At 62.2% G+C, this 19,077-nt stretch carries 20 protein-coding genes, 1 tRNA gene, 2 rRNA genes and 2 pseudogenes (1 of these 25 running past the window's edge); 6 read left to right on the top strand and 19 right to left on the bottom strand.

All coding sequences use genetic code 11. The features are described from left to right. The 3 genes from ACV959_RS05915 to ACV959_RS05925 all read left to right on the top strand — a co-directional run. Positions 1-1,207, top strand: a 23S ribosomal RNA gene (locus ACV959_RS05915); it begins 1,736 nt to the left of the window's first position. Between the two features lie 143 nt (positions 1,208-1,350). Beyond that, positions 1,351-1,466 (top strand): 5S ribosomal RNA (gene rrf / locus ACV959_RS05920). A gap of 93 nt (positions 1,467-1,559) precedes the next feature. Beyond that, positions 1,560-1,636 (top strand) — tRNA-Met (locus ACV959_RS05925). A 62-nt stretch (positions 1,637-1,698) separates the two neighbouring features. On the opposite strand, the gene tnpC is transcribed toward ACV959_RS05925, so the two are convergent. The 3 genes from tnpC to tnpA form a co-directional block, all read right to left on the bottom strand. Next, entirely contained in the window at positions 1,699-3,231 is a 1,533-nt protein-coding gene (gene tnpC / locus ACV959_RS05930; protein ID WP_475736307.1) for an IS66 family transposase, read from the bottom strand. Positions 3,232-3,300: 69 nt separating this feature from the next. Further along, positions 3,301-3,657, bottom strand: a complete 357-nt coding sequence (tnpB, locus tag ACV959_RS05935) for an IS66 family insertion sequence element accessory protein TnpB (RefSeq protein WP_475736306.1) — start codon at positions 3,655-3,657, stop codon at positions 3,301-3,303. Beyond that, a complete protein-coding gene (tnpA, locus tag ACV959_RS05940) occupies positions 3,654-4,106 on the bottom strand; it encodes an IS66-like element accessory protein TnpA (protein WP_475736305.1) in 453 nt (150 codons plus the stop codon). Before tnpA ends, tnpB begins: the two co-directional genes overlap by 4 nt. A 208-nt stretch (positions 4,107-4,314) precedes the next feature. Between tnpA and ACV959_RS05945 the strand changes: the two are divergent. The 3 genes and pseudogenes from ACV959_RS05945 to ACV959_RS05955 form a co-directional block, all read left to right on the top strand. Then, a pseudogene (locus ACV959_RS05945) lies at positions 4,315-4,440 on the top strand (transposase); the annotation flags it as partial. A gap of 151 nt (positions 4,441-4,591) precedes the next feature. Beyond that, complete coding sequence (locus ACV959_RS05950) at positions 4,592-5,863, top strand: IS256 family transposase (RefSeq protein WP_475738986.1); 1,272 nt, start codon at positions 4,592-4,594, stop codon at positions 5,861-5,863. A gap of 34 nt (positions 5,864-5,897) precedes the next feature. Further along, positions 5,898-6,707: pseudogene (locus ACV959_RS05955) on the top strand (IS3 family transposase); the annotation flags it as partial. 295 nt (positions 6,708-7,002) lie between these two features. On the opposite strand, the gene ACV959_RS05960 reads toward ACV959_RS05955, so the two are convergent. The 16 genes from ACV959_RS05960 to nifN all read right to left on the bottom strand — a co-directional run bounded on the left by ACV959_RS05960 (position 7,003) and on the right by nifN (position 19,075). Next, complete coding sequence (locus ACV959_RS05960) at positions 7,003-7,293, bottom strand: ferredoxin family protein (RefSeq protein ID WP_475738987.1); 291 nt, start codon at positions 7,291-7,293, stop codon at positions 7,003-7,005. A gap of 63 nt (positions 7,294-7,356) precedes the next feature. Continuing rightward, positions 7,357-8,664: an FAD-dependent oxidoreductase gene (locus ACV959_RS05965; RefSeq protein WP_475738988.1), complete on the bottom strand. Its 1,308-nt coding sequence runs from the start codon at positions 8,662-8,664 to the stop codon at positions 7,357-7,359. 54 nt (positions 8,665-8,718) lie between these two features. Then, on the bottom strand, positions 8,719-9,813 hold the full coding sequence (locus ACV959_RS05970) for an electron transfer flavoprotein subunit alpha/FixB family protein (RefSeq protein ID WP_475738989.1): 1,095 nt from the start codon (positions 9,811-9,813) through the stop codon (positions 8,719-8,721). Between the two features lie 11 nt (positions 9,814-9,824). After that, on the bottom strand, positions 9,825-10,676 hold the full coding sequence (locus tag ACV959_RS05975; protein WP_475738990.1) for an electron transfer flavoprotein subunit beta/FixA family protein: 852 nt from the start codon (positions 10,674-10,676) through the stop codon (positions 9,825-9,827). Between the two features lie 14 nt (positions 10,677-10,690). Continuing rightward, on the bottom strand, positions 10,691-11,026 hold the full coding sequence (gene nifW / locus ACV959_RS05980) for a nitrogenase stabilizing/protective protein NifW (protein ID WP_475738991.1): 336 nt from the start codon (positions 11,024-11,026) through the stop codon (positions 10,691-10,693). Then, a complete protein-coding gene (gene cysE, locus ACV959_RS05985; protein WP_475738992.1) occupies positions 11,023-11,760 on the bottom strand; it encodes a serine O-acetyltransferase in 738 nt (245 codons plus the stop codon). Before cysE ends, nifW begins: the two co-directional genes overlap by 4 nt. Next, complete coding sequence (gene nifV / locus ACV959_RS05990; RefSeq protein ID WP_475738993.1) at positions 11,757-12,896, bottom strand: homocitrate synthase; 1,140 nt, start codon at positions 12,894-12,896, stop codon at positions 11,757-11,759. The genes cysE and nifV overlap by 4 nt, the downstream gene beginning before the upstream one ends. Before the next feature lie 9 nt (positions 12,897-12,905). Next, positions 12,906-14,108, bottom strand: a complete 1,203-nt coding sequence (nifS, locus tag ACV959_RS05995; protein ID WP_475738994.1) for a cysteine desulfurase NifS — start codon at positions 14,106-14,108, stop codon at positions 12,906-12,908. A gap of 9 nt (positions 14,109-14,117) precedes the next feature. Further along, a complete protein-coding gene (nifU, locus tag ACV959_RS06000; protein WP_475738995.1) occupies positions 14,118-15,089 on the bottom strand; it encodes a Fe-S cluster assembly protein NifU in 972 nt (323 codons plus the stop codon). 16 nt (positions 15,090-15,105) lie between these two features. Then, entirely contained in the window at positions 15,106-15,426 is a 321-nt protein-coding gene (locus ACV959_RS06005) for a HesB/IscA family protein (protein WP_475738996.1), read from the bottom strand. Positions 15,427-15,603: 177 nt separating this feature from the next. Beyond that, positions 15,604-16,263: a nitrogen fixation protein NifQ gene (locus ACV959_RS06010; RefSeq protein ID WP_475738997.1), complete on the bottom strand. Its 660-nt coding sequence runs from the start codon at positions 16,261-16,263 to the stop codon at positions 15,604-15,606. A gap of 18 nt (positions 16,264-16,281) precedes the next feature. Next, the gene (gene fdxB / locus ACV959_RS06015; RefSeq protein WP_475738998.1) at positions 16,282-16,587 is read right to left on the bottom strand and encodes a ferredoxin III, nif-specific; all 306 of its coding nucleotides are present in this window, start codon (positions 16,585-16,587) and stop codon (positions 16,282-16,284) included. Next, positions 16,587-16,787, bottom strand: a complete 201-nt coding sequence (locus tag ACV959_RS06020) for a CCE_0567 family metalloprotein (RefSeq protein ID WP_475738999.1) — start codon at positions 16,785-16,787, stop codon at positions 16,587-16,589. Before ACV959_RS06020 ends, fdxB begins: the two co-directional genes overlap by 1 nt. 12 nt (positions 16,788-16,799) lie before the next feature. Beyond that, on the bottom strand, positions 16,800-17,267 hold the full coding sequence (locus ACV959_RS06025) for a NifX-associated nitrogen fixation protein (protein WP_475739000.1): 468 nt from the start codon (positions 17,265-17,267) through the stop codon (positions 16,800-16,802). Beyond that, positions 17,260-17,670, bottom strand: a complete 411-nt coding sequence (gene nifX, locus ACV959_RS06030; protein ID WP_475739001.1) for a nitrogen fixation protein NifX — start codon at positions 17,668-17,670, stop codon at positions 17,260-17,262. The genes ACV959_RS06025 and nifX overlap by 8 nt, the downstream gene beginning before the upstream one ends. A gap of 16 nt (positions 17,671-17,686) precedes the next feature. Beyond that, entirely contained in the window at positions 17,687-19,075 is a 1,389-nt protein-coding gene (nifN, locus tag ACV959_RS06035) for a nitrogenase iron-molybdenum cofactor biosynthesis protein NifN (RefSeq protein ID WP_475739002.1), read from the bottom strand. Positions 19,076-19,077: the final 2 nt, after the last annotated feature.

The following is a 19,077-nucleotide window of genomic DNA, read 5'->3' on the forward strand; positions in this document are numbered from 1 at the left end:
ATGACGTTGAAGGAACTCGGCAATTTACCTCCGTAACTTCGGGATAAGGAGGCCTTCGGTTTGGGCAACCAGATCGGAGGGGCACAGACCAGGGGGTGGCAACTGTTTAACAAAAACACAGGGCTCTGCGAAATCGCAAGATGACGTATAGGGTCTGACGCCTGCCCGGTGCCGGAAGGTTAAGAGGAGAGGTGCAAGCCTTGAATTGAAGCCCCGGTAAACGGCGGCCGTAAATATAACGGTCCTAAGGTAGCGAAATTCCTTGTCGGGTAAGTTCCGACCTGCACGAATGGCGTAATGACTTCCCCGCTGTCTCCAACGTCAGCTCAGTGAAATTGAATTCCCCGTGAAGATGCGGGGTTCCTGCGGTCAGACGGAAAGACCCCGTGCACCTTTACTGTAACTTTGCATTGGCATTCGTGTCGGCATGTGTAGGATAGGTGGTAGGCTTTGAAGCATGGGCGCCAGCTCGTGTGGAGCCACCCTTGAAATACCACCCTTATCGTCATGGATGTCTAACCGCGCGCCGTCATCCGGCGCCGGGACAATGCATGGTAGGCAGTTTGACTGGGGCGGTCGCCTCCCAAAGAGTAACGGAGGCGCGCGATGGTGGGCTCAGAGCGGTCGGAAATCGCTCGTCGAGTGCAATGGCATAAGCCTGCCTGACTGCGAGACAGACAAGTCGAGCAGAGACGAAAGTCGGTCATAGTGATCCGGTGGTCCCTCGTGGAAGGGCCATCGCTCAACGGATAAAAGGTACGCCGGGGATAACAGGCTGATAACCCCCAAGAGTTCATATCGACGGGGTTGTTTGGCACCTCGATGTCGGCTCATCACATCCTGGGGCTGGAGAAGGTCCCAAGGGTTCGGCTGTTCGCCGATTAAAGTGGTACGTGAGCTGGGTTCAGAACGTCGTGAGACAGTTCGGTCCCTATCTGCCGTGGGTGTAGGAGAATTGAGAGGATTTGTCCCTAGTACGAGAGGACCGGGATGAACATACCTCTGGTGGACCTGTTGTGGCGCCAGCCGCAGTGCAGGGTAGCTATGTATGGACGGGATAACCGCTGAATGCATCTAAGCGGGAAACCCACCTCAAAACCAGTTCTCCCTCGAGAGCCGTGGAAGACGACCACGTTGATAGGCCGGGTGTGGAAGCAGGGCGACCTGCGTAGCTTACCGGTACTAATAGCTCGATCGGCTTGATCGCTCTCATTTATCAACGCCCATCACACTCTTTGAGCATACGTTCATCCGAAAACCGCTACGCACTTTTCGGTCGTATGCAAAAAGAATGATGCGATAGAAAGACAAGGGATAAAACCCCCATTTGCTTCCGATGTGTTTCGCCGGCCTGGTGGCCTTCGGCGAAGCGATCAGACCCGATCCCATCCCGAACTCGGCCGTCAAACGCTTCAGCGCCAATGGTACTATGTCTCAAGACCTGGGAGAGTAGGTCGTCGCCAGGCCTGCCAAACACATCACAAAAAATGCCTCCTCACGATCCCCTCTAAAAAGCGCCGCGACACCCCATTCCACGCCGCGCTTCCTACGAACCATGCCGCGGGGTGGAGCAGCCCGGTAGCTCGTCAGGCTCATAACCTGAAGGTCGCAGGTTCAAATCCTGCCCCCGCATCCAAAATCCCTAAAATATCAGTTGTTTACGCTTACAGCCTTTGGGCTGGAAGGTAACCGCTGTTATCAGGCCACGTCTTCGAGAGCGACCGGCTGCGCGTAGGCCCAGGGCATGAGCTCGTCGAGTTTGCTCGCGAGATGGCCATTGATGATCTTCACGAGAACGTCGGCCAAATAGGCCTGCGGATCGACGCCATTGAGCTTGCAGGTCTCGATGAGCGAGGCGACGATCGCCCAATTCTCTGCGCCGCCGTCTGAGCCCGCGAAAAGCGCGTTCTTGCGATTGAGGGCAATGGGGCGGATGGCGCGCTCGACGATGTTGGAGTCGATCTCGATGCGCCCGTCGTCGATGAAGCGCGCCAGGCCGTCCCAACGCGAGAGCGCGTAGCGGATCGCCTCGGCGAGCCTGGTCTTCTGGCTGATCAGCGCGAGCTTTTCACGCAGCCATGGCTCGAGGGCGTCGAGGATCGGGCGGGATTTCTCCTGTCGCGCCGCGCGCCGGTCATCCGGGTTCTGCGCGCGGACGTCGCTCTCGATGGCGTAGAGCGCGCCGATGCGTTCGAGCGCCTCGCTGGCGATCGGCGCAGGACCTGCCGCGGCGAGTTCGTAAAAGCGCCGGCGGACATGGGACCAGCAGAAGGCCAGCGCCACGCTGTTCTTGTGCGCCAGCGCGCGATAGCCAGCGTAACCGTCGACCTGCACGACGCCCGTGAAGCCAGCGAGATGCGCGAGCGGCTGCTCGGACTTTCGGTTTTGCGCATAGACATAGACGGCGATCGGCGGATCGGCGCCGCCCCATGGCCGGTCGTCGCGGGCATAGGCCCAAAGTTGGCCGGTTTTCGTGCGGCCCCGCCCGGGGTCGAGCACCGGCGCCGTCGTCTCGTCGGCGAAGATTTTCGTCGACGACCGGATGTGTTCCAGAAGCCGCTCATGAACGGGCCGCAAATGCCAGGCGGCGCGGCCAACCCAGTCGGCGAGCGTCGAACGGTCGAGGGCGATCCCCTGTCGGGCGTAGATCTGCGCCTGGCGATAAAGCGGCAAGTGATCGGCATATTTGGAGACGAGCACATGGGCGATTGCCGCCTCGGTCGGCAGTCCACCCTCGATCAGCCGCGGCGGGGCCGGCGCCTGCACGATTGCGCCCTCGCAGGCGCGGCAGGCGTATTTGGGACGCCGCGTCACCAGCACCCGGAACTGCGCCGGGACGATGTCGAGCCGCTCGGAGACGTCTTCGCCGATCTTGTGCAGCAGTCCCTTGCAGCAGGGGCAGGCGTAGTCCTCGACATCGACGACGGTCTCGATGCGCGGCAGATGCGCCGGCAGCGCGCCTCGGTTCGTGCGGCGCTTTCTGGACGCCTTCTCGCGTTCGGCGGCGGACTTGGCTTCCCCCTCCGCCGCTGCGCCGGCTTCCGTCTGCTCGACCTCTTCGAGCGCCAGCAGCATCTGGTCATCGGGAAGCGTCTCTGCGCGCCGTCCGAAGCGATGACGCTGCATCTCCTTGATGATCTGAACGAGGCGCTCGTTGCGCGCCCGCTCGGCGAGGAGCATCGCCTTCAGTTCATTCGGATCGTCGGGAAGCGTCTCGACCGCCTGCGCCATAGACACAGAAGACCATATTTTCTGCGGTCTTTCGACGCTCTTCGACGCCCTGATTCATTGTGTCGCAGATCATCCCGCCAAGGCCGGCGCCGGCGTCTCCTTCACGCTGTGGACGCGCCGCCAGTCCAGCCCCTCCAGCAGCGCCGAAAATTGCGCCGCCGACAACCGCATCACCCCGTCTTCGATCTTCGGCCAGCGGAACTCGCCATCCTCCAGCCGCTTGGCGAAGAGGCACACGCCCGTGCCGTCCCAGAAGACCAGCTTGATGCGGTCCGTCCGTTTCGCGCGAAAGACGTAGATCGCGCCGTCGAAGGGATCGCACTGCATCGTCTCGCGCACCAGCGCCGCGAGACCCTCTGCGCCCTTGCGGAAGTCGACAGGCTTCGTCGCCACCATCACGCGCACCGCGCCCGTCGGGCCGATCATTTGGCGACTTTCAACGCCCGGATCACCGCAGCGATGGTCTTCGCTTGCGCGCCGCGTCCGACCCGAACCGTAACGCCGTCAATTTCAAGTTCGATCGTCGGCGTCGAACCAATTTCCTGGTCGACGGCGCGGCGTTTGCGCTTCGCCGGCGGCGCGGGCGCAGGCCCTTGCATGATTGCCGGAACAAACAATGGCGGCGCGCCTGCGTCCGCGCGAGCCTCGGTCTCTTTGCGCGCCTGACGACGCCACGTAAAAAGCTGCTGCGCCGTCAGACCGTGCCGCCGCGCCACTTCACAAACGCTCGCGTCCTCCGCAAAGCTCTCAGCGACGATCGCCGCCTTCTGATCGGAGCCCCACGTTCTCCGGCGTCCCGCGCCCGTGAAAACCTCGATCCGCCGCATCGGAGCTGCTTCAGGCTCCGACATATGCTTACGCTCTGAAATCGACATGTGTCGGAGCCCCTTTCGCTCCGATTATCGTCGCCCCAACTCATTCAAAACAGGTGCGAGCAGAACAGCGCTTACGCTGGAAGCAACCCCTCACGCCTCCAGGAAGCTCATCGGAAGCAAGAGCCGGCCCCGCAAATTCGGACGGTGAGATAGGTGGAATTTCCGCCTGACGTCGGCGAGGATTCTCGCGGCAACTCAGGAGCATCCGATGACGAAGCGAAGCCGCCGGACGCATTCTCCGGCGTTTAAGGCGAAGGTGGCGTTGGCCGCGATCAGGGGCGAGAAGACGCTGGCCGGGCTGGCGCAGCAGTTCGACGTCCATCCGAACCAGATCAATATCCCTCCGGCGGCGGCCGCCTGGCGTTGATTGCGGTTTTTGAGATAGCTGCGGGAGCTATGACTGAAAATGGGTGATTGGGCCTGAAAAGGCGGCGTATCGTGGGGGGTGCTGAATCCTGCCAGCTCCTCCAAAGGAGCGATACGCCATGGAAGAAGATAGCACGATCATCCATCTCCGGCAGCGGGGTCTGATCTCCGATCCCCTGACGGAGATTGCCCGAGAAGGCGCACAACGCATGCTTGCGGCCGCGCTGAAGGCTGAAGCGGACAGTTTCGTCGAGATGTTTTCCCACGAGCGGCTGCCTGATGGCCGCCAACGTGTTGTGCGGCATGGCGTCGGGCCAGAACGGGTCATCCAGACCGGGATCGGGCCGATAACCGTTCAGCGGCAAAAGGTCCGGGATCGCGCCGCCGATGCGCCGGCGTCGGCGAAAGTTCGCTTCAGTTCGAACATTCTGCCCAGATGGGCGCGCCGGTCGCGCAGCCTCGACGCCTTGTTGCCGGTTCTTTATCTGCGGGGCGTCTCGATGGGCGACCTTCAGGAGGCGCTGACGGCCCTTCTCGGCCCAGAGGCCCCGAACCTATCGCCGGGCGTGATCGCTCGTCTGATCGAGGCTTGGCGGGAGGAGCATGGTCGCTGGCAACGTCGGGATCTCTCGGCTCGCCGCTATGTCTACATCTGGGCGGACGGCGTCTATCTACAGGCGCGGATGGAGCCGGAAGCGGAATGCATTCTTGTCATCATCGGCGCCACGCCCGAAGGCAAAAAGGAGCTTCTCGGCTTTCATGTGGGCGCCCGGGAAAGCGCGCAAAGCTGGCGTGAGTTGCTTGTCGATCTCAAGGCGCGGGGCCTGACAATCTCCCCCGAACTTGCGGTTGCCGATGGCGCTTTGGGGTTCTGGAAAGCAATGGACGAGATTTATCCAGCCGCGCGGCGTCAGCGATGCTGGTTCCACAAGATCTCCAATATTCTCGGCAAGTTCCCGAAGTCCATGGCGGCGGCGGTCAAGGCCAACCTGCAGGAGATCCATCACTCAGAAACCAAGGCGGCGGCGCGCGCGGCGATAAACCTCTTCAACGAAAAATACGGGACCAAATACGCGCCGGCCGTCGCCTGCCTGACCAAGGATGAAGAAGCATTGCTGGCGTTCTACGACTTCCCCGCCGAACACTGGGATCACCTGCGAACGTCCAATCCAATCGAGAGCGTCTTCGCCACCGTCCGGCATCGGACGGTGCGCACCAAGGGCGCTCTGTCCCAGAAGACGGTGAAGATCATGGTCTTCACCCTCATTCGAGCGGCGTCAAAAACCTGGCGCAGATTGAAAGGCGCAAATCAGTTGCCTCGGCTCATCGAAGGCGTCAAATTCGTCGACGGCGTCGCAAGCAGCGACGCCAGAGAAAGCCACGCCGCTTGATCAGCGCCCGTCACCCACATTCGGCCATAGCTCTGACCTCCCGATCGCGCGGCAGGCGAAGGCGCTCGGCCTCGCCCGCAGCACGGTCTACTACATGCCTCGGCCGGTCTTGGCCGAGGATCTGAAGCTGATGCGGCGCCTCGACGAACTGCATCTCGATTATCCCTTCGCGGGGGCGCGAATGCTGCGCGATCTGTTGCGGCGCGAGGGCGTCGTCGCCGGCCGCCGGCATGTGGCGACGCTGATGAGGCGGATGGGGATCGAGGCGATCTACCGGCGGCCGAATGCGAGCAAGCCGTCGCCGGGCCACAAGATCTATCCCTATCTCCTGCGCGGCGTGACGGTCGAGCGGCCGGATCACGTCTGGGCGATGGACATCAGCTACGTCCCGATGCGGCGCGGCTTCGTCTATCTCGTCGTGGTCGTCGACGTGGCGAGCCGGCGCGCGCTGGCGCATCGCGCGTCGATCACGATGGAGGCGGCGTTCTGCGTCGAGGCGCTGGAAGAGGCGTTGGCGATACACGGCAAGCCCGAGATTTTCAACACGGATCAGGGGAGCCAGTTCACCAGCCTCGACTTCACGCGCGTGCTGCTGGACGCGAAGGTCTCGATCAGCATGGACGGCAAGGGCGCCTGGCGCGACAACGTCTTCGTCGAGCGGCTGTGGCGCAGCGTCAAATACGAAGAAGTCTATCTGCGCGCCTATGAGAGCGTCTCCGAGGCGCGCGCGTCGATCGCCCGTTATCTCGCCTTCTATAACGAGCGGCGCCCGCACTCGAGCCTTGACGGGCGCACGCCCGACGAGGCCTACTTCGGCATAAAGGAAACGGCGATGGCCGCATGACCGTCGCTTTCGATTTTGCCGCCGCTCTGGTCGGGCCTACGGCCCTCCCGACGCCGCGACAAAATCGAACCGCCCCGCGTTCGGCAACACCCGGCAGAGATCCACTTAAAATCCGCGGGGAGCTGTCCAAACAACCGGAGCCAGCTCTCTCGACAGCCCAAGATATAAGCGCGTTCTTGTTGAAGACGAGATTGTATTCGAGCACCCACCTATAGCAAAAAACGTTTTTCGTGGTCATTCGGCGGTCTCGCCCAGCTGACCGGATTTTACTCGGTCCGCGCCGTCGCATCTATTCTTAACCAAACTTGAACAAGACGCCAAAGCCGCCGCGCGGATAGTTCCAGACGATGTCGCCGGAGGATTCGCACAAAATGCGACAAGTCCCGCATTCCAGACATCCATCCGGCGTGATCTCGACCTGGCCGGTGCTTGTTTGCGCATAGCAGCCGGCGGGACAGATGCGCGTCATCGCCAGCAGATTCTCAGACGGCTTTTCATGCGGACGAATGGCGATATGCGGTTTGCCGGCGTCCACAATGTAACGGTTCTGGTAGAGTTTCTCTTCGACACGGGCAGCCAAGGACATCGGATTTCTCCTGTCGCTACTGTCTTTTCCCTTTGAGCAAATTCCACGCCACTTCAATACGCGTTATCGCCACGCGCGCGCGAGCTTCCAGGCGTCGCCGAAAAGACCGGTCCATGAGCGCTCCTTGACGAAGGCGCTGATAGTGGCCTTCTCCTTGTCGAGTTTCGGGGTGCCGTCGACGCGAAGGAAATTTTCCATCGCCTTCGAAACGAGTTGCGGATAGGCTAGGAAATAATTCTGGGAATTGGCGTGCAGGAGAGCCGGCATGTCCTTGTATTTCTTCAGATCCTTCATCACGAAACTCTCGTCCAGCAGTTTCTTGTAGAGCGACAGATTCTGCTTCGTCGGCGCCTCGCGCCGAGACTTGAGCTGGAGGATCGCCTCGCCGGCCAGACGGCCCGACGTCAGCGCGAGATTGGAGCCCTCACGGTGAATGGCGTTGTTGAGTTGTGCCGCGTCGCCGCAGACCACCCAGCCGTCGCCAAACAGCTCGGGAATCGTCTTGTATCCCCCCTCCGGGATCAGATGCGCAGCGTATTCCTTCACTTCCGATCCCTCGAGCAGCGGCTTGATCGAAGGATGGTTTTTGAAAGCCTCCAACAGGCCATGAGGCGTGTCCTGGTTCGTCGCAAAGTCGGAAACCAGACAACCCATGCCGACGGAAACGCTCTCTTTGTTGGTATAGACGAAGCCCATGCCCGTCATGCCCTTGGAGATGACGCCCGCCGCCTCGATCACGACGCCTTCGTCGCCCTGGAGATTGAAGCGCGCATCGATCGTCTCACGCGGCAGGAAGTGCATTTCCTTCACCGCGAGCGCCACATGTTCAGGCTTTGGCGTGTCTCGCAGCCCGGCGCGCGCGCCGAGCAATCCGTTGACGCCCTCGGCGAGAACGACCACATCGGCGAAGATCGTGCCGCCGCGCCTGTCGGTTCGCACGCCGATCACCTTGCCGTAGGCGTCGCTGACCAGTTCGGTGACGGTCGTCTCGCAGATGACGAGCCCGCCCTGCGCCTGAACCTCCTTGGAGAACCAGCGGTCGAACTGCGAGCGGATGATCGTATAGCGGTTCGGCCGCTCCTCGTTGAAGTCGTCCGAACGATACTGCAGGCCCGTATGAGAACGTTCGCCCATCATCCAGAAGCGCTGCTCGACGAGATGACGCTCGAGCGGCGCTTCCTCGCGGAAGTTGGGGACGATCTTCTCCACCATGTCGGCGTAAAGAATCGCGCCCTGGACGTTTTTGGAGCCGGGATATTCGCCGCGCTCGAGCTGGAGAACCTTGAGCCCCCGGGACGCCATGGTGTGCGCGGCGGCGTTTCCGGCCATCCCCGCGCCGATCACGATCGCGTCGAATCTCTCTTCGATCATGGCAATCTCCATTTTCGTCCCGCAGGCCAACCCTGGCGGCGACCGCGTTTCCTGTTAGCCGGCGAGCCTGTCGCGCTGATGCGGCGACAGTCTCTGACGGAAGGCTTCTGTGAGCGCCGGCAGCAGCCGGATCGCGTCCGTGACGATCCCGACATGAGCGAAATCGAAGATCGGCGCATTCTTGTCGGTGTTGATCGCGACGATGCAGTCGGCGCCTTCGACGCCCACCCGATGCTGGATCGCGCCCGAAATTCCTGCGGCGATATAGAGCTTGGGCCTGATTGTCTTGCCGGTCTGGCCGATCTGGCGATCGGAGGTTACCCAGCCCTTCTGCACCAGCGGGCGCGAACATCCGAACTCCGCGCCGAGCACCGAGGCGAGATTGCGCACGAGTTGGTAATTCTCCGCGCTCTGCAGCCCCATGCCGCCTGCGACGACAACATCCGCAAAGGCGAGGTTGCTCTTGTTGGAGTCCCGGTCGGGCACGAAGCGTAGGATCTTGGTGATGATCTCGTCCTCCGCCAGATCGGCGGCGAAGGGGACGATCCGACCGCTCCGCTCGGGGTCGCGCGCCGGCATGGGCATCACGCGGGGCCGGATCGTGGCCATCTGCGGGCGGTAGTTCAGCGTATAGATGGTGCAGAGCAGGGAGCCGCCGAATGTCGGCCGCGTCGCGGCGAGCGACCCATCCGCATCGACCGCGAGCTCGGTGCAATCCGCCGTGAGGCCGGTCAGCAGCGTCGTCGCCACCGAGCCGGCGAGATCGCGGCCCAGCGTGGTTGCGCCGAGCAGCAGAATCTCCGGCTTATGGGCGTTGACGAGCTGCGTCATCGCCTTCGAATAGGATTCATTGCGGTAATCGGCGAGGACCGGATGCTCAACGAGATAGCAAAGGTCGGCGCCATAGCGGAAGGATTCGGCCGCCGCGGCACGCGTCGCTTCCCCTTCTCCGCCGAGAACCACGCTCGCGAGCTCAACCCCGAGTTTGTCGGCGAGCTTGCGGCCTTCTCCCAGCAGTTCCCATGACACGGGATGGACCTCGCCGCGTTCGAGCTCGACGAAGACCCAGACATGCTTGTAGTCGCGAAAATGCTCGGGCAGTTCCTTTTTGGCTGCGGCGCGGTTTCCGGACGCAGGGGTTGCGGACATTGTCGCCTCCTTTAGAGTCCCGAAGCAAGTTTGGTCATGTCGGCTTCCAGCGCCGGGTGACGCGCGAAGATCGCCTCGATGAGCGCTTCCGCCGAATCCGCCGCGTTTTTCTCGGGCTCGATGAAAGCCGCGCGTTCGGAGCGCGGAGCCGGTGCGAAGACCTTCTTCACGATCGTCGGCGAGCCCTTCAGACCGCACTTCGTGAGGTCTTCGATGCCGGCTTCCTTGGCGTTCCAGGTGATGATCTCGGCCCGCGCCGCGCGCAAGGAGTCCTCGAGCGCGCCGCGCCGGACTTCATTCGACCCCTCGAGCATGGTGATGAGACAGGGCAGGGACGTCTTGAGGACATGGACTCCGCCCTCGGAGCGCCGTTCGACCGTGAGTTCGCGCTTTTCCGGATCGCAGTCGGCGATCTTGGAGACATAGGTCAGCTGCAGAAGTCTGAGGCGCTTCGCCACGCCGGGACCGACTTGCGCCGTGTCGCCGTCGATTGTCTGCTTTCCGGCGAAGACGATCTCCTGCGGCCCGAAGGTCGCGTCGATCTTGCGGATCGCGTGCGCCAGCGCGTAGGTCGTCGCCAGCGTGTCTGAGCCGGCGAAAAATCTGTCAGTGAGCAGCACGGCGCGATCGGCGCCGATCGCCAGCGCCTTGCGCAGCGAGTCGGCGGCCATGGGCGGCCCCATGGTGAGAACGGTCACCTCCCCGCCGAATTTGTCCCGAAGCCGCAGCGCTTCCTCGAGCGAGAAAAGATCATAGGGGTTGATGATGGTCGGCACGCCCTGCCGCATGATCGTGTTGGTGACCGGATGCACGCGGATCTGCGCGCTGTCGGGAACCTGTTTGATGCAGACGAGGATCTTCATTCCGGTTCCTCCCCTCAGCGACCGGCGGTGGTCAGCGACGTCAGCGGGACGAAAGGCTTGGCGGGCGCGGCTGCGGGTTTCATCGCATCCTTGTGGACCTTGAACACGCGCTCGGCGATGGGCGAAGAGGCGACGAAATCCGCATAAGCCTTGGCGAGATATTCTCTGCAGGCGGCGCGAGCCTCTTCGTCTGTCGAGCTTTCCAGATCATTCCCCGCGAGATATTCTCCCATTCGCCGCAGGATATGCAGACGCGCGACACGCACCACCGCGGGGTCGAACTCGACGCCGAGCGCGTCGAAAAAATCCTCGGCCGAAGAGAGGTTGCGCAATTCGTCGAACACGCTCATGGCGTCGTCTCCTTTCGGGCTGAGGTCTCACTCCTGCGCCCCTGAAAATGCGCAAGGCGCGCCTCGAGAAAATCGATGCGGTCGATGAGGACCGAGATCGCGTCCCCGACAGGATCGGGGATGAGATGATGTTCGAGGTCGATGCGGCCGTCGTAACGCGTGCGCCGGCGTTCGACTTTGACGACGCGGCCGGGTATTCCGACGACCGTCATCTCGGGCGCGACGTCCTCGATGACCACGGAATTCGCGCCGATGCGGGAGCGCGCGCCGACAGTGATCGGTCCAAGGATTTTCGCGCCCGCGCCGATCAATACGCCATTCTCGATGGTCGGGTGGCGCTTTCCCGGCGACCAGGAGGTGCCGCCGAGCGTCACGCCGTGATAGAGCGTGATGTCGTTCTCGATCACCGCCGTTTCGCCGACCACAACGCCCGCGCCATGGTCGATGAAGAGACGCTGGCCGATTGTCGCGCCGGGATGAATGTCGATATTGGTGAGGAAGCGCGCGAGCCAGGAGAGGAAACGCGCCGGAAATTTGAAGCCGCGTCGCCAGAGCGCATTGGCGAAGCGATGGATGACGACGGCGTGCACGCCGGGATAGAGCAAAGCGACTTCGACCGCGTTTCGCGCGGCGGGATCGCGTTCCAATACGCAGGTGACATCGCCTCTGAGCGTCGCGACAAGTCCGCTTCGCCTCCACGACTGTCCAGCGGTCGCCATAGCAGTGTCACTCATACCGACCCCCCGGAAGCGCTCTTGAAGAAGTTTTCGAGCTCCCGCTGCGTCATCGGCGCGGCCTTCTCATTGGCGCGTTGGCGGATCTGAGCTAGCAAGGCGGTCGCCGCGTCGCGGTCGATGGCCAGGCCCATTTCCTCGCATTTGCTCCTCAGCGCGGCGACGCCTGAATGCTTGGCGAGCACGATGGTGTTGCGCCGGCCGAGCCGCGCCGGATCGACCCCCTGATAAGTGCGCGCGTCCTTCAGCAAGGCGGCGACATGGATGCCAGATTCATGAGTGAACGCGTCGGCGCCGACGATCGCCTTGGCCCGGCCGATCCGTCTCCGCGCCGCGCGCGCGACGAGCTTGGCGAGCGAATGGAGCTTGTCGATGTGAATTCCAGTGCGTCCCGCGGCGACATGGCCGAGCGCGACGGCGACCTCTTCGAGCGGCGCATTTCCCGCGCGCTCGCCCAGGCCGAGCACTGTGACGGAGGCGTGGGTCGCGCCGGCGCGAAGGGCCGCGAGCGTGTTCGCGGTCGCAAGTCCGACATCGTCGTGACCATGGAATTCGATCGGTAGATCGGTCTCCTGACGTACGCGGGAGACGGCGTCGAATGTCGAGAACGGGTCCAAGGTCCCGAGCGTATCAGCGAAGCGAAAGCGCCAGGCCCCTGCCTCTTCCGCGGCGCGCAAAATCACGCCGATGTCGCGTGGATCAGCGCGGGATGAGTCCTCGCCGCCCAGCGCCACCGTCAGGCCCCGCTCGCGCGCATGGGAGACGATTGTGCGAACGCGCTCGGCGAGCGTCGGGACGTCCACGCCGAACTTCACGCCGATCTGCAATCGCGACATCGGCGCCGAGACATTAACATTCGCGACGCCCGAGGCCAACGCGGCGTCGATGTCGGACCTGTTCAGTCGGCACCAGGCCATCACCCGGCAGGGCAGGGCCTCAGAAACGACGCTGGCGATGGCCTCGATTTCGTCGCGGCCCATTGCCGGCGTTCCCGCCTCGATTTCATCGACCCCCGCAGCCGCCAGGGCGCGCGCAATCGTCAGCTTGTCGCGCGCCGAGAAAGCGACGCGCGGCGCCTGTTCGCCGTCGCGTAGCGTCGTGTCGTTGACGTAAATGCGGGGATGGTCGGCGCTCATGACGTCCGCTCACGCATAGACCGGGTTGAAAGCCTTCGGCCCCTTGTCGGCCCCGGCCCAGAAGGGCGAGAGCGCGCGAAGTTTTTCCAGGATCTTTGGCAACGCATCGATCACCTGATTTACGTCCTCAGCGACATTGTCCCGCGACAGCGAAAAGCGAATCGAGCCATGCGCCGCCGTGAACGGCACATTCATCGCACGCATGACATGCGACGGCTCCAGCGAACCCGAAGTGCAGGCGGAGCCCGAGGAGGCCGCGATGCCCTGACGGGTGAGGTGGAGGAGGATCGCTTCGCCTTCAACATATTCGAAGGCGATGTTAGTCGTGTTCGGCAAACGCTCGCGCGGATCGCCATTGACAAAGCAGTTCGGCACGCGCTGCAGGATGGCGCTTTCGAGACGGTCGCGGAGCGCCTTCACGCGGGTTTGTTCGTCGGCCATATGGGTTATAGCGAGTTCGGCCGCCTTGCCGAGGCCAATGATGCCGGGCGTATTCTCGGTGCCAGCGCGACGTCCGCGCTCCTGATGGCCGCCGCGCAGCAAAGGCTTGAAGCGCGCGCCGCGCTTGACATAGAGCGCGCCAATGCCTTTGGGCGCATGCAGTTTGTGGCCCGAGAGCGACAGCATATCGATGGCGCTGTCCTTCAGCACGATCGGCACTTTGCCGACAGCCTGCACAGCATCTGTATGGAACAGCGCGCCATGCTCCTTTGCAAGTTCAGCGAGAGCTTCCACGGGGAAGATCGTTCCGGTCTCGTTATTCGCCCACATCAGCGTGACGAGCGCCACCTTGTCGGTAAGCGCCGCGCGAAAGGATTCGAGATCGAGACGGCCCAGCGAGTCGACTCCGATATAATGGACCTTAACGCGGCCGATTTTCTCAAGGTGTTGGCAGAGCGCGAGAACGGCGGGATGTTCGACAGCGCTCGTGATGATTTCGTTGCGGCTAGGCATCGCCTCGAGCGCTGAGAGAACGGCCGTGTTGTCGGCTTCGGTCCCGCTCGCAGTGTAGATGATCTCATGATCATGTTCCGCGCCGAGCAGCTGTTGCAGCTGCTGACGCGCCTTCTTGACGGAGGCGCCGACGCTCGCGCCAAAAGAATGGATCGACGACGGATTGCCGAACTGCTCGGTAAAAAAGGGGAGCATAGCTTCGACGACGGCGGGATCGACCCGCGTCGTCGCATTGTTGTCGAGATAGACTGCGCGCATAGTCGTTCCTCAATGAGCGTGGGCCTTGATGGGGATGACGCGGACCGGCGTGCCGAGCTTGGCGACTAACCTCTCCTGTATGCCGGAGACGGTGACGTTCGCCATCTGACAGCCGGTGCAGGCGCCCGTGAGGCTGACCATGACATTGGAGCCGTCGACGTCGATCAGTTCGCAATCTCCGCCATCCTTCCGCAGATAGGGGCGAAGCTCCTCGATGGCTTCTTCGACGAGACGAATCTTCTTCAGATTGGTCATCCCAGCCGAGGGCGGCGGCAGCGGAGAAGTTGGCGTCAGCGGCGAGGTGGGGGGCGCGGCTTCGGATTTCGTGGCTTTCGCCTTTGCTTTGATTTCCTTCGCGTCGGCAGCGCCGAGCCGATACGCCTCGTGTTCGGCCAGCACGCCTTCGGCGACGAGTTCCTCATTGACCTTCGCCAGTACTTCCTCGAGCTTGTCGAAGCAGGTGAGACAACCGCCGCCGGCCTTGGTGTAGGCGGTGACTTCCTCGATCGTCGTCAGCTTGTTCATGCGGATGGCGCGTTCGACCATGCCCTCGTCGACACCAAAGCATTTGCAAAGCAGCGCGCCTTCCTCGTGGTCGTCATGCCACTCTTGGCCCCGGAAATTGGCGATCGCCGCCTGCAACGCCTCATAGCCCATCACGGAGCAGTGCATCTTCTCGGGCGGAAGGCCGCCAAGGAAATCCGCGATATCCTGGTTGGTGATCTTAATGGCTTCCTCGAGCGTTTTGCCGATGATGAGTTCGGTCAGCGCGGAGGAGGAGGCGATGGCGGATCCGCAACCGAAGGTCTGAAATTTCGCCTCCTGAATGACTTCCGTCTCCAGGTCGACCTTCAGCATGAGCTTAAGCGCGTCGCCGCAGGAGATGGCGCCGACTTCGCCGACCGCGTTGGCTTCACCGAGGACGCCCGCGTTCTTGGGGTTGAAGAAGTAGTCCTTGACCTTATCGGAATAGTCCCACATCGCCTTGTCCTCACGCTCAGCCGAATGATTTTCCGCAGGAACAGCTCGACTTGGCTTGCGGATTGTCGAAGGTGAAGCCTGAGCCTTCGAGGCCGATGACGAAGTCGATCTTGGTTCCGTCCAGATAGGCGAGCGACCCCTCCTCAACGAAGATCTTCACGCCGTCAGTATTGAACACATGGTCGTTGGGATCGGCTTCGTTCACCAGGCCCATCATGTATTTCAGGCCCGCGCAGCCGCCAGCCTCGACCATGATGCGCAGCCCTTCGACCTGCTGGCCGGCGCTGGCCATCGCCGTGCGCACTGCGGTGACCGCGCTATCCGTTAGCTGGACCATCTCGGCAGCTCCCTCGTTAGGATCGTTTCGAAGGAGAGCAAGCAACAGATATGCCAGCGGCGTAACGCTTGGATCTTCTGGGAATTTGCGCTGGTCGTCATGTCCGCAAAGCGCCAATGTCGGAGAACCGACAAAAGGGTTTCCGGTCGCCGAGGGAACTCGTGTCGCGCGGGGCGTCTAGCGTCGGGCGGTGCGCGCGAGCAGGCTTGCGCCATCCTCTGCGCCGAAGCAGCTGTCGAAATCTCCGCATTCGCGGCACGTCGGCGCGGCGCAGAGCGAGAAGCCCTCCATTTCGCAAAGCTTGCGATAGAAAAACTTCTTCCATTTCATATTATCGACATTGGCGGCGCCGAGGGCGGGGAACCATTCGCCCATCAGCCTCGTCAACTCGCCGCGATCGATGAGTCCGAGATCCTGCCAAAGATGGCGAGGGGACATGGCGCGGCGCGCAACGATGGAGGTCATCCAGGAGCAAACAGGCGCCTGATCGCGCTTGAATCGGTTGAGCAGCTCGTAAAGCTGCGATTCCTCCTCGTCGAGCACAATTTCCAGTGGCTCGGCTTCGAGAGAAAAGAAACGGCGCGCTGCCGGCGCCCATTGTTCCGTGAGAGAGGCGAGCGCCGGACGATCGAGCCCCAGGGAAAAAGATAAAGGGTCCAGATTGTCGCGGGCTTCGCTCAGGCCGACGGCGAGCGCACAGGCGAAGACATGCGCCGAAAAGGGGTCCGCGAGGGCCGAAGCGGTGGGCCCGGCCCGAAGCACGTAGTAGATCGTTGCGGTCGATAGCGCTGATCGCGCGCCGGCCGCGAACTCTTGCGAGGGCGCGAGCGTGGTCATGACCGGTCAGACTGCGGGCTAGTCCGCGGACATATGGGTCTGGCAATTCTTCGGACAGACTCTTGCGCAGGCGTTGCAGCCGATACAGGCGCCTGGATTCTCGACCTTCATGATCTTGCGATTGAGTTCGCCGTCGAAATCGTCGTCGTCGTCATCGGTGACGGCGCCGAGGATCTGTCCATCCTCGTCGACGCCATAGAGCGCCATCACCCCTTGCGGACAGACTTTGAAGCAGCGTCCACAGCCAATACAGGTCTCGGCGCTTATGTCAGTGAGATAGAGGGGGGTATAGGGCGAACCGTCCCGCGTGTGAAACTCAGCCATCACGCCGCCTCCAGTGACTTGAGCTTCTTGCGCGCCGCCTCGAGCGCGGCGTAAGCGTCATAGGTTTCCTGCGCCACCGTTAGAATGGTGCTCCAATTGACCGGAAGCTCCTCCGAGAGATCGTGGAGATTCATCTTCATATTCGTCGCCTTCGCCGAAAGCTTTTTGATCTCGGCTTTCAATTCATCGACGCTGCTCATCTCCCGCCTCCGTCAATAGCGCGCGACCTCAGGGAATTTCTCGATCATCTCGACCCCCGCGTCGACGAGCTTGGCGCCTTCGGTCGCAAGTTTTTCAAGGGTCTCGAAGCCGAAGCGATGAACGTCGCGAAGATGCTTGTTCACGACGATCAGCCGCCCGGTCGTGAGGATCATGCGGCCGAAACCCTCGTGGCTCATCTTCATCATCGGCTGCACCATGCAACCCGTGCGCCGCTCGATCGCAAGGCCCACGGCGTTGTAGAAAAGCTCCAGGCGCCAGAGAATTTCAGGGTCCGGATCGCCAATGATGGGGATCTCCCGTCGCTGCTCCTTGGTGACGACGTAGGGGTCGAGGAGATTGACGTCCGACTTCTTCTCCCAGGTTCCATGCGTGTCCTGGGCGCGCCACACCTTGATCAGCTCCTTGATGAAGAGGCTTTCCTCGGGCTTCTGTTCCAGTTCGACGGCGGCTTCAGACATTGGCGCTTTCCTCCTCGAAATCGAAACTGCGCTCGCCGCTCTTCGACAAGACCTTGCGAAGCCAGGGCGGTGGGGATCCTCTCAAGACGACCTGCAGCTTCTCGAGAAGATCCGTAATCTTCTCCGGCTGCTGAACCTTCATCGGATGAATGTTCTGGGCGACGACCCGCGCGGCCCCTGAGCCGCCGATTGCCGCGACATAAAGGATCGAACAATCCTTGATCGCCTCGAGCTTGGGCTGAAGCTTGTCCTCATTGCCGTCTTCCTGCAGATCGCCGGCGAATTGAACAGCCTCCACGAAATGGTAGGAGTCGGGGGTCAGATCATAGATGGCGATGTTCCTGGCCCAGCCGAAATGCGCGTCGACCCGTTCGAGATCCTGTGTGGCGAATGCGACTTTCATAACGCCTCCTTTGCCGTCAGTGCGCGCTCGATTGGATGGTTGGATCAGCCGCAAGCGTCGAACCGTCATGGCCTTTCCCTTCATGTCTCCAGCTGTCGGGGGTCGGCTCCGGCGTTTGCGAGAGGAAAATATTGCCGATGGCGAAGATGAGATTGCGCGTGCCCCGATAGCCGACGCTGACTTCATGGGCGGCCCCGAGCCGATCGAAAATGGGCAGGCCCGTACGGTACAGCGGCACGCCGAGGCGCTCGGACGCCTGGCGGCCGTGAGCATGGGTGATGAGGAGATCGCAGCCCGCCGCGCGGGCTTCCAGATCTTCGAGATCGCCGAGAAGAACCTCTTCGGTCTTCACTCTTTCGAGGAGCGGAGAATTCGTCGTCGTGACGGCGGCGGCGACTTCCGCGCCCATTTCCGTCAGCCATTGGCTGATCGCGAAGAGCAGGTCGGGCTCGGCTCCGATGGCGATGCGTTTGCCGCCGAAATGAAAATGGCCGTCGAGCATCGCGTCGACGAGCTGCGCCCGTTGCCGGCGCCATTTGATCGGCACGGGTCGTCCGCTCACGCGCGCAAGCAGACTCACGAACTCATCAGCGGGTCCGAGACCGGTGAGCCGGTCGAAAAGCGTGAACGGAACGCCGGCGCGGGACTCGAGAGCGAGCGCCGCCGCCCGCATCTGTTCGCCGACGGCGATGGTCCAGGCGGCCGAGCCCATTTGCGAAATCTCGGCGCGGGAGACGCCGCCGAGCGTCGTCGGCGTGAAATCCTCGGGGATGTGCCCGTCGAGAGAGCCGGAAAGGTCCGGCAGGAATGTCGGCTCCAACCCAAACGACTCGATGACGTCCCGCAATTCGTCGATGTCGCCCGGCGTCAGGTATGAGCCAGGAAGAACATTGATCCGTTGCGGCGCGCGCCTTGCGGGTTTCTCCTCGGGGACCAAAGTCTCGACGATCTTTACGACCGCCTTGGCGAATCCGTCCTGAAAGGCGTCCTTGAAGTCCGGCGTGGAGACATAGACGATGCGGAGATCGGCAAGTTCGGGTCGGCGCTTGCGCAGGAGCTTGAGGTAGCCTTCGACGTCGTCGCCCTTGGTTTCCGTGACCCCTGTCGAACAGATGCCTATAATCTCGGGATTGGCGCGTTTGACGATGTTGAGAATCGCCTGCTCGATATTATCTAGGCCGCCGAGAATGGTGGCGACTTCGTTCATCGCCGTCGTCTGCAGCGGAATGGCCTCGCGAAAGTGCCGGACAAAGAGCACGAGCCCGAATGAGGTGCAGCCCTGCGAGCCATGCAGAACGGGCATGCAACCGGACAGGCCCATGAAGGCGAGGGCGCCGCCGATCGGCTGGCTCATCTTCAGCGGATTGACCGCGCAAGCCTTCTTGGAGACGGTGACACGGGCCATGG

This window comes from Methylocystis sp. Se48 (assembly GCF_056269425.1).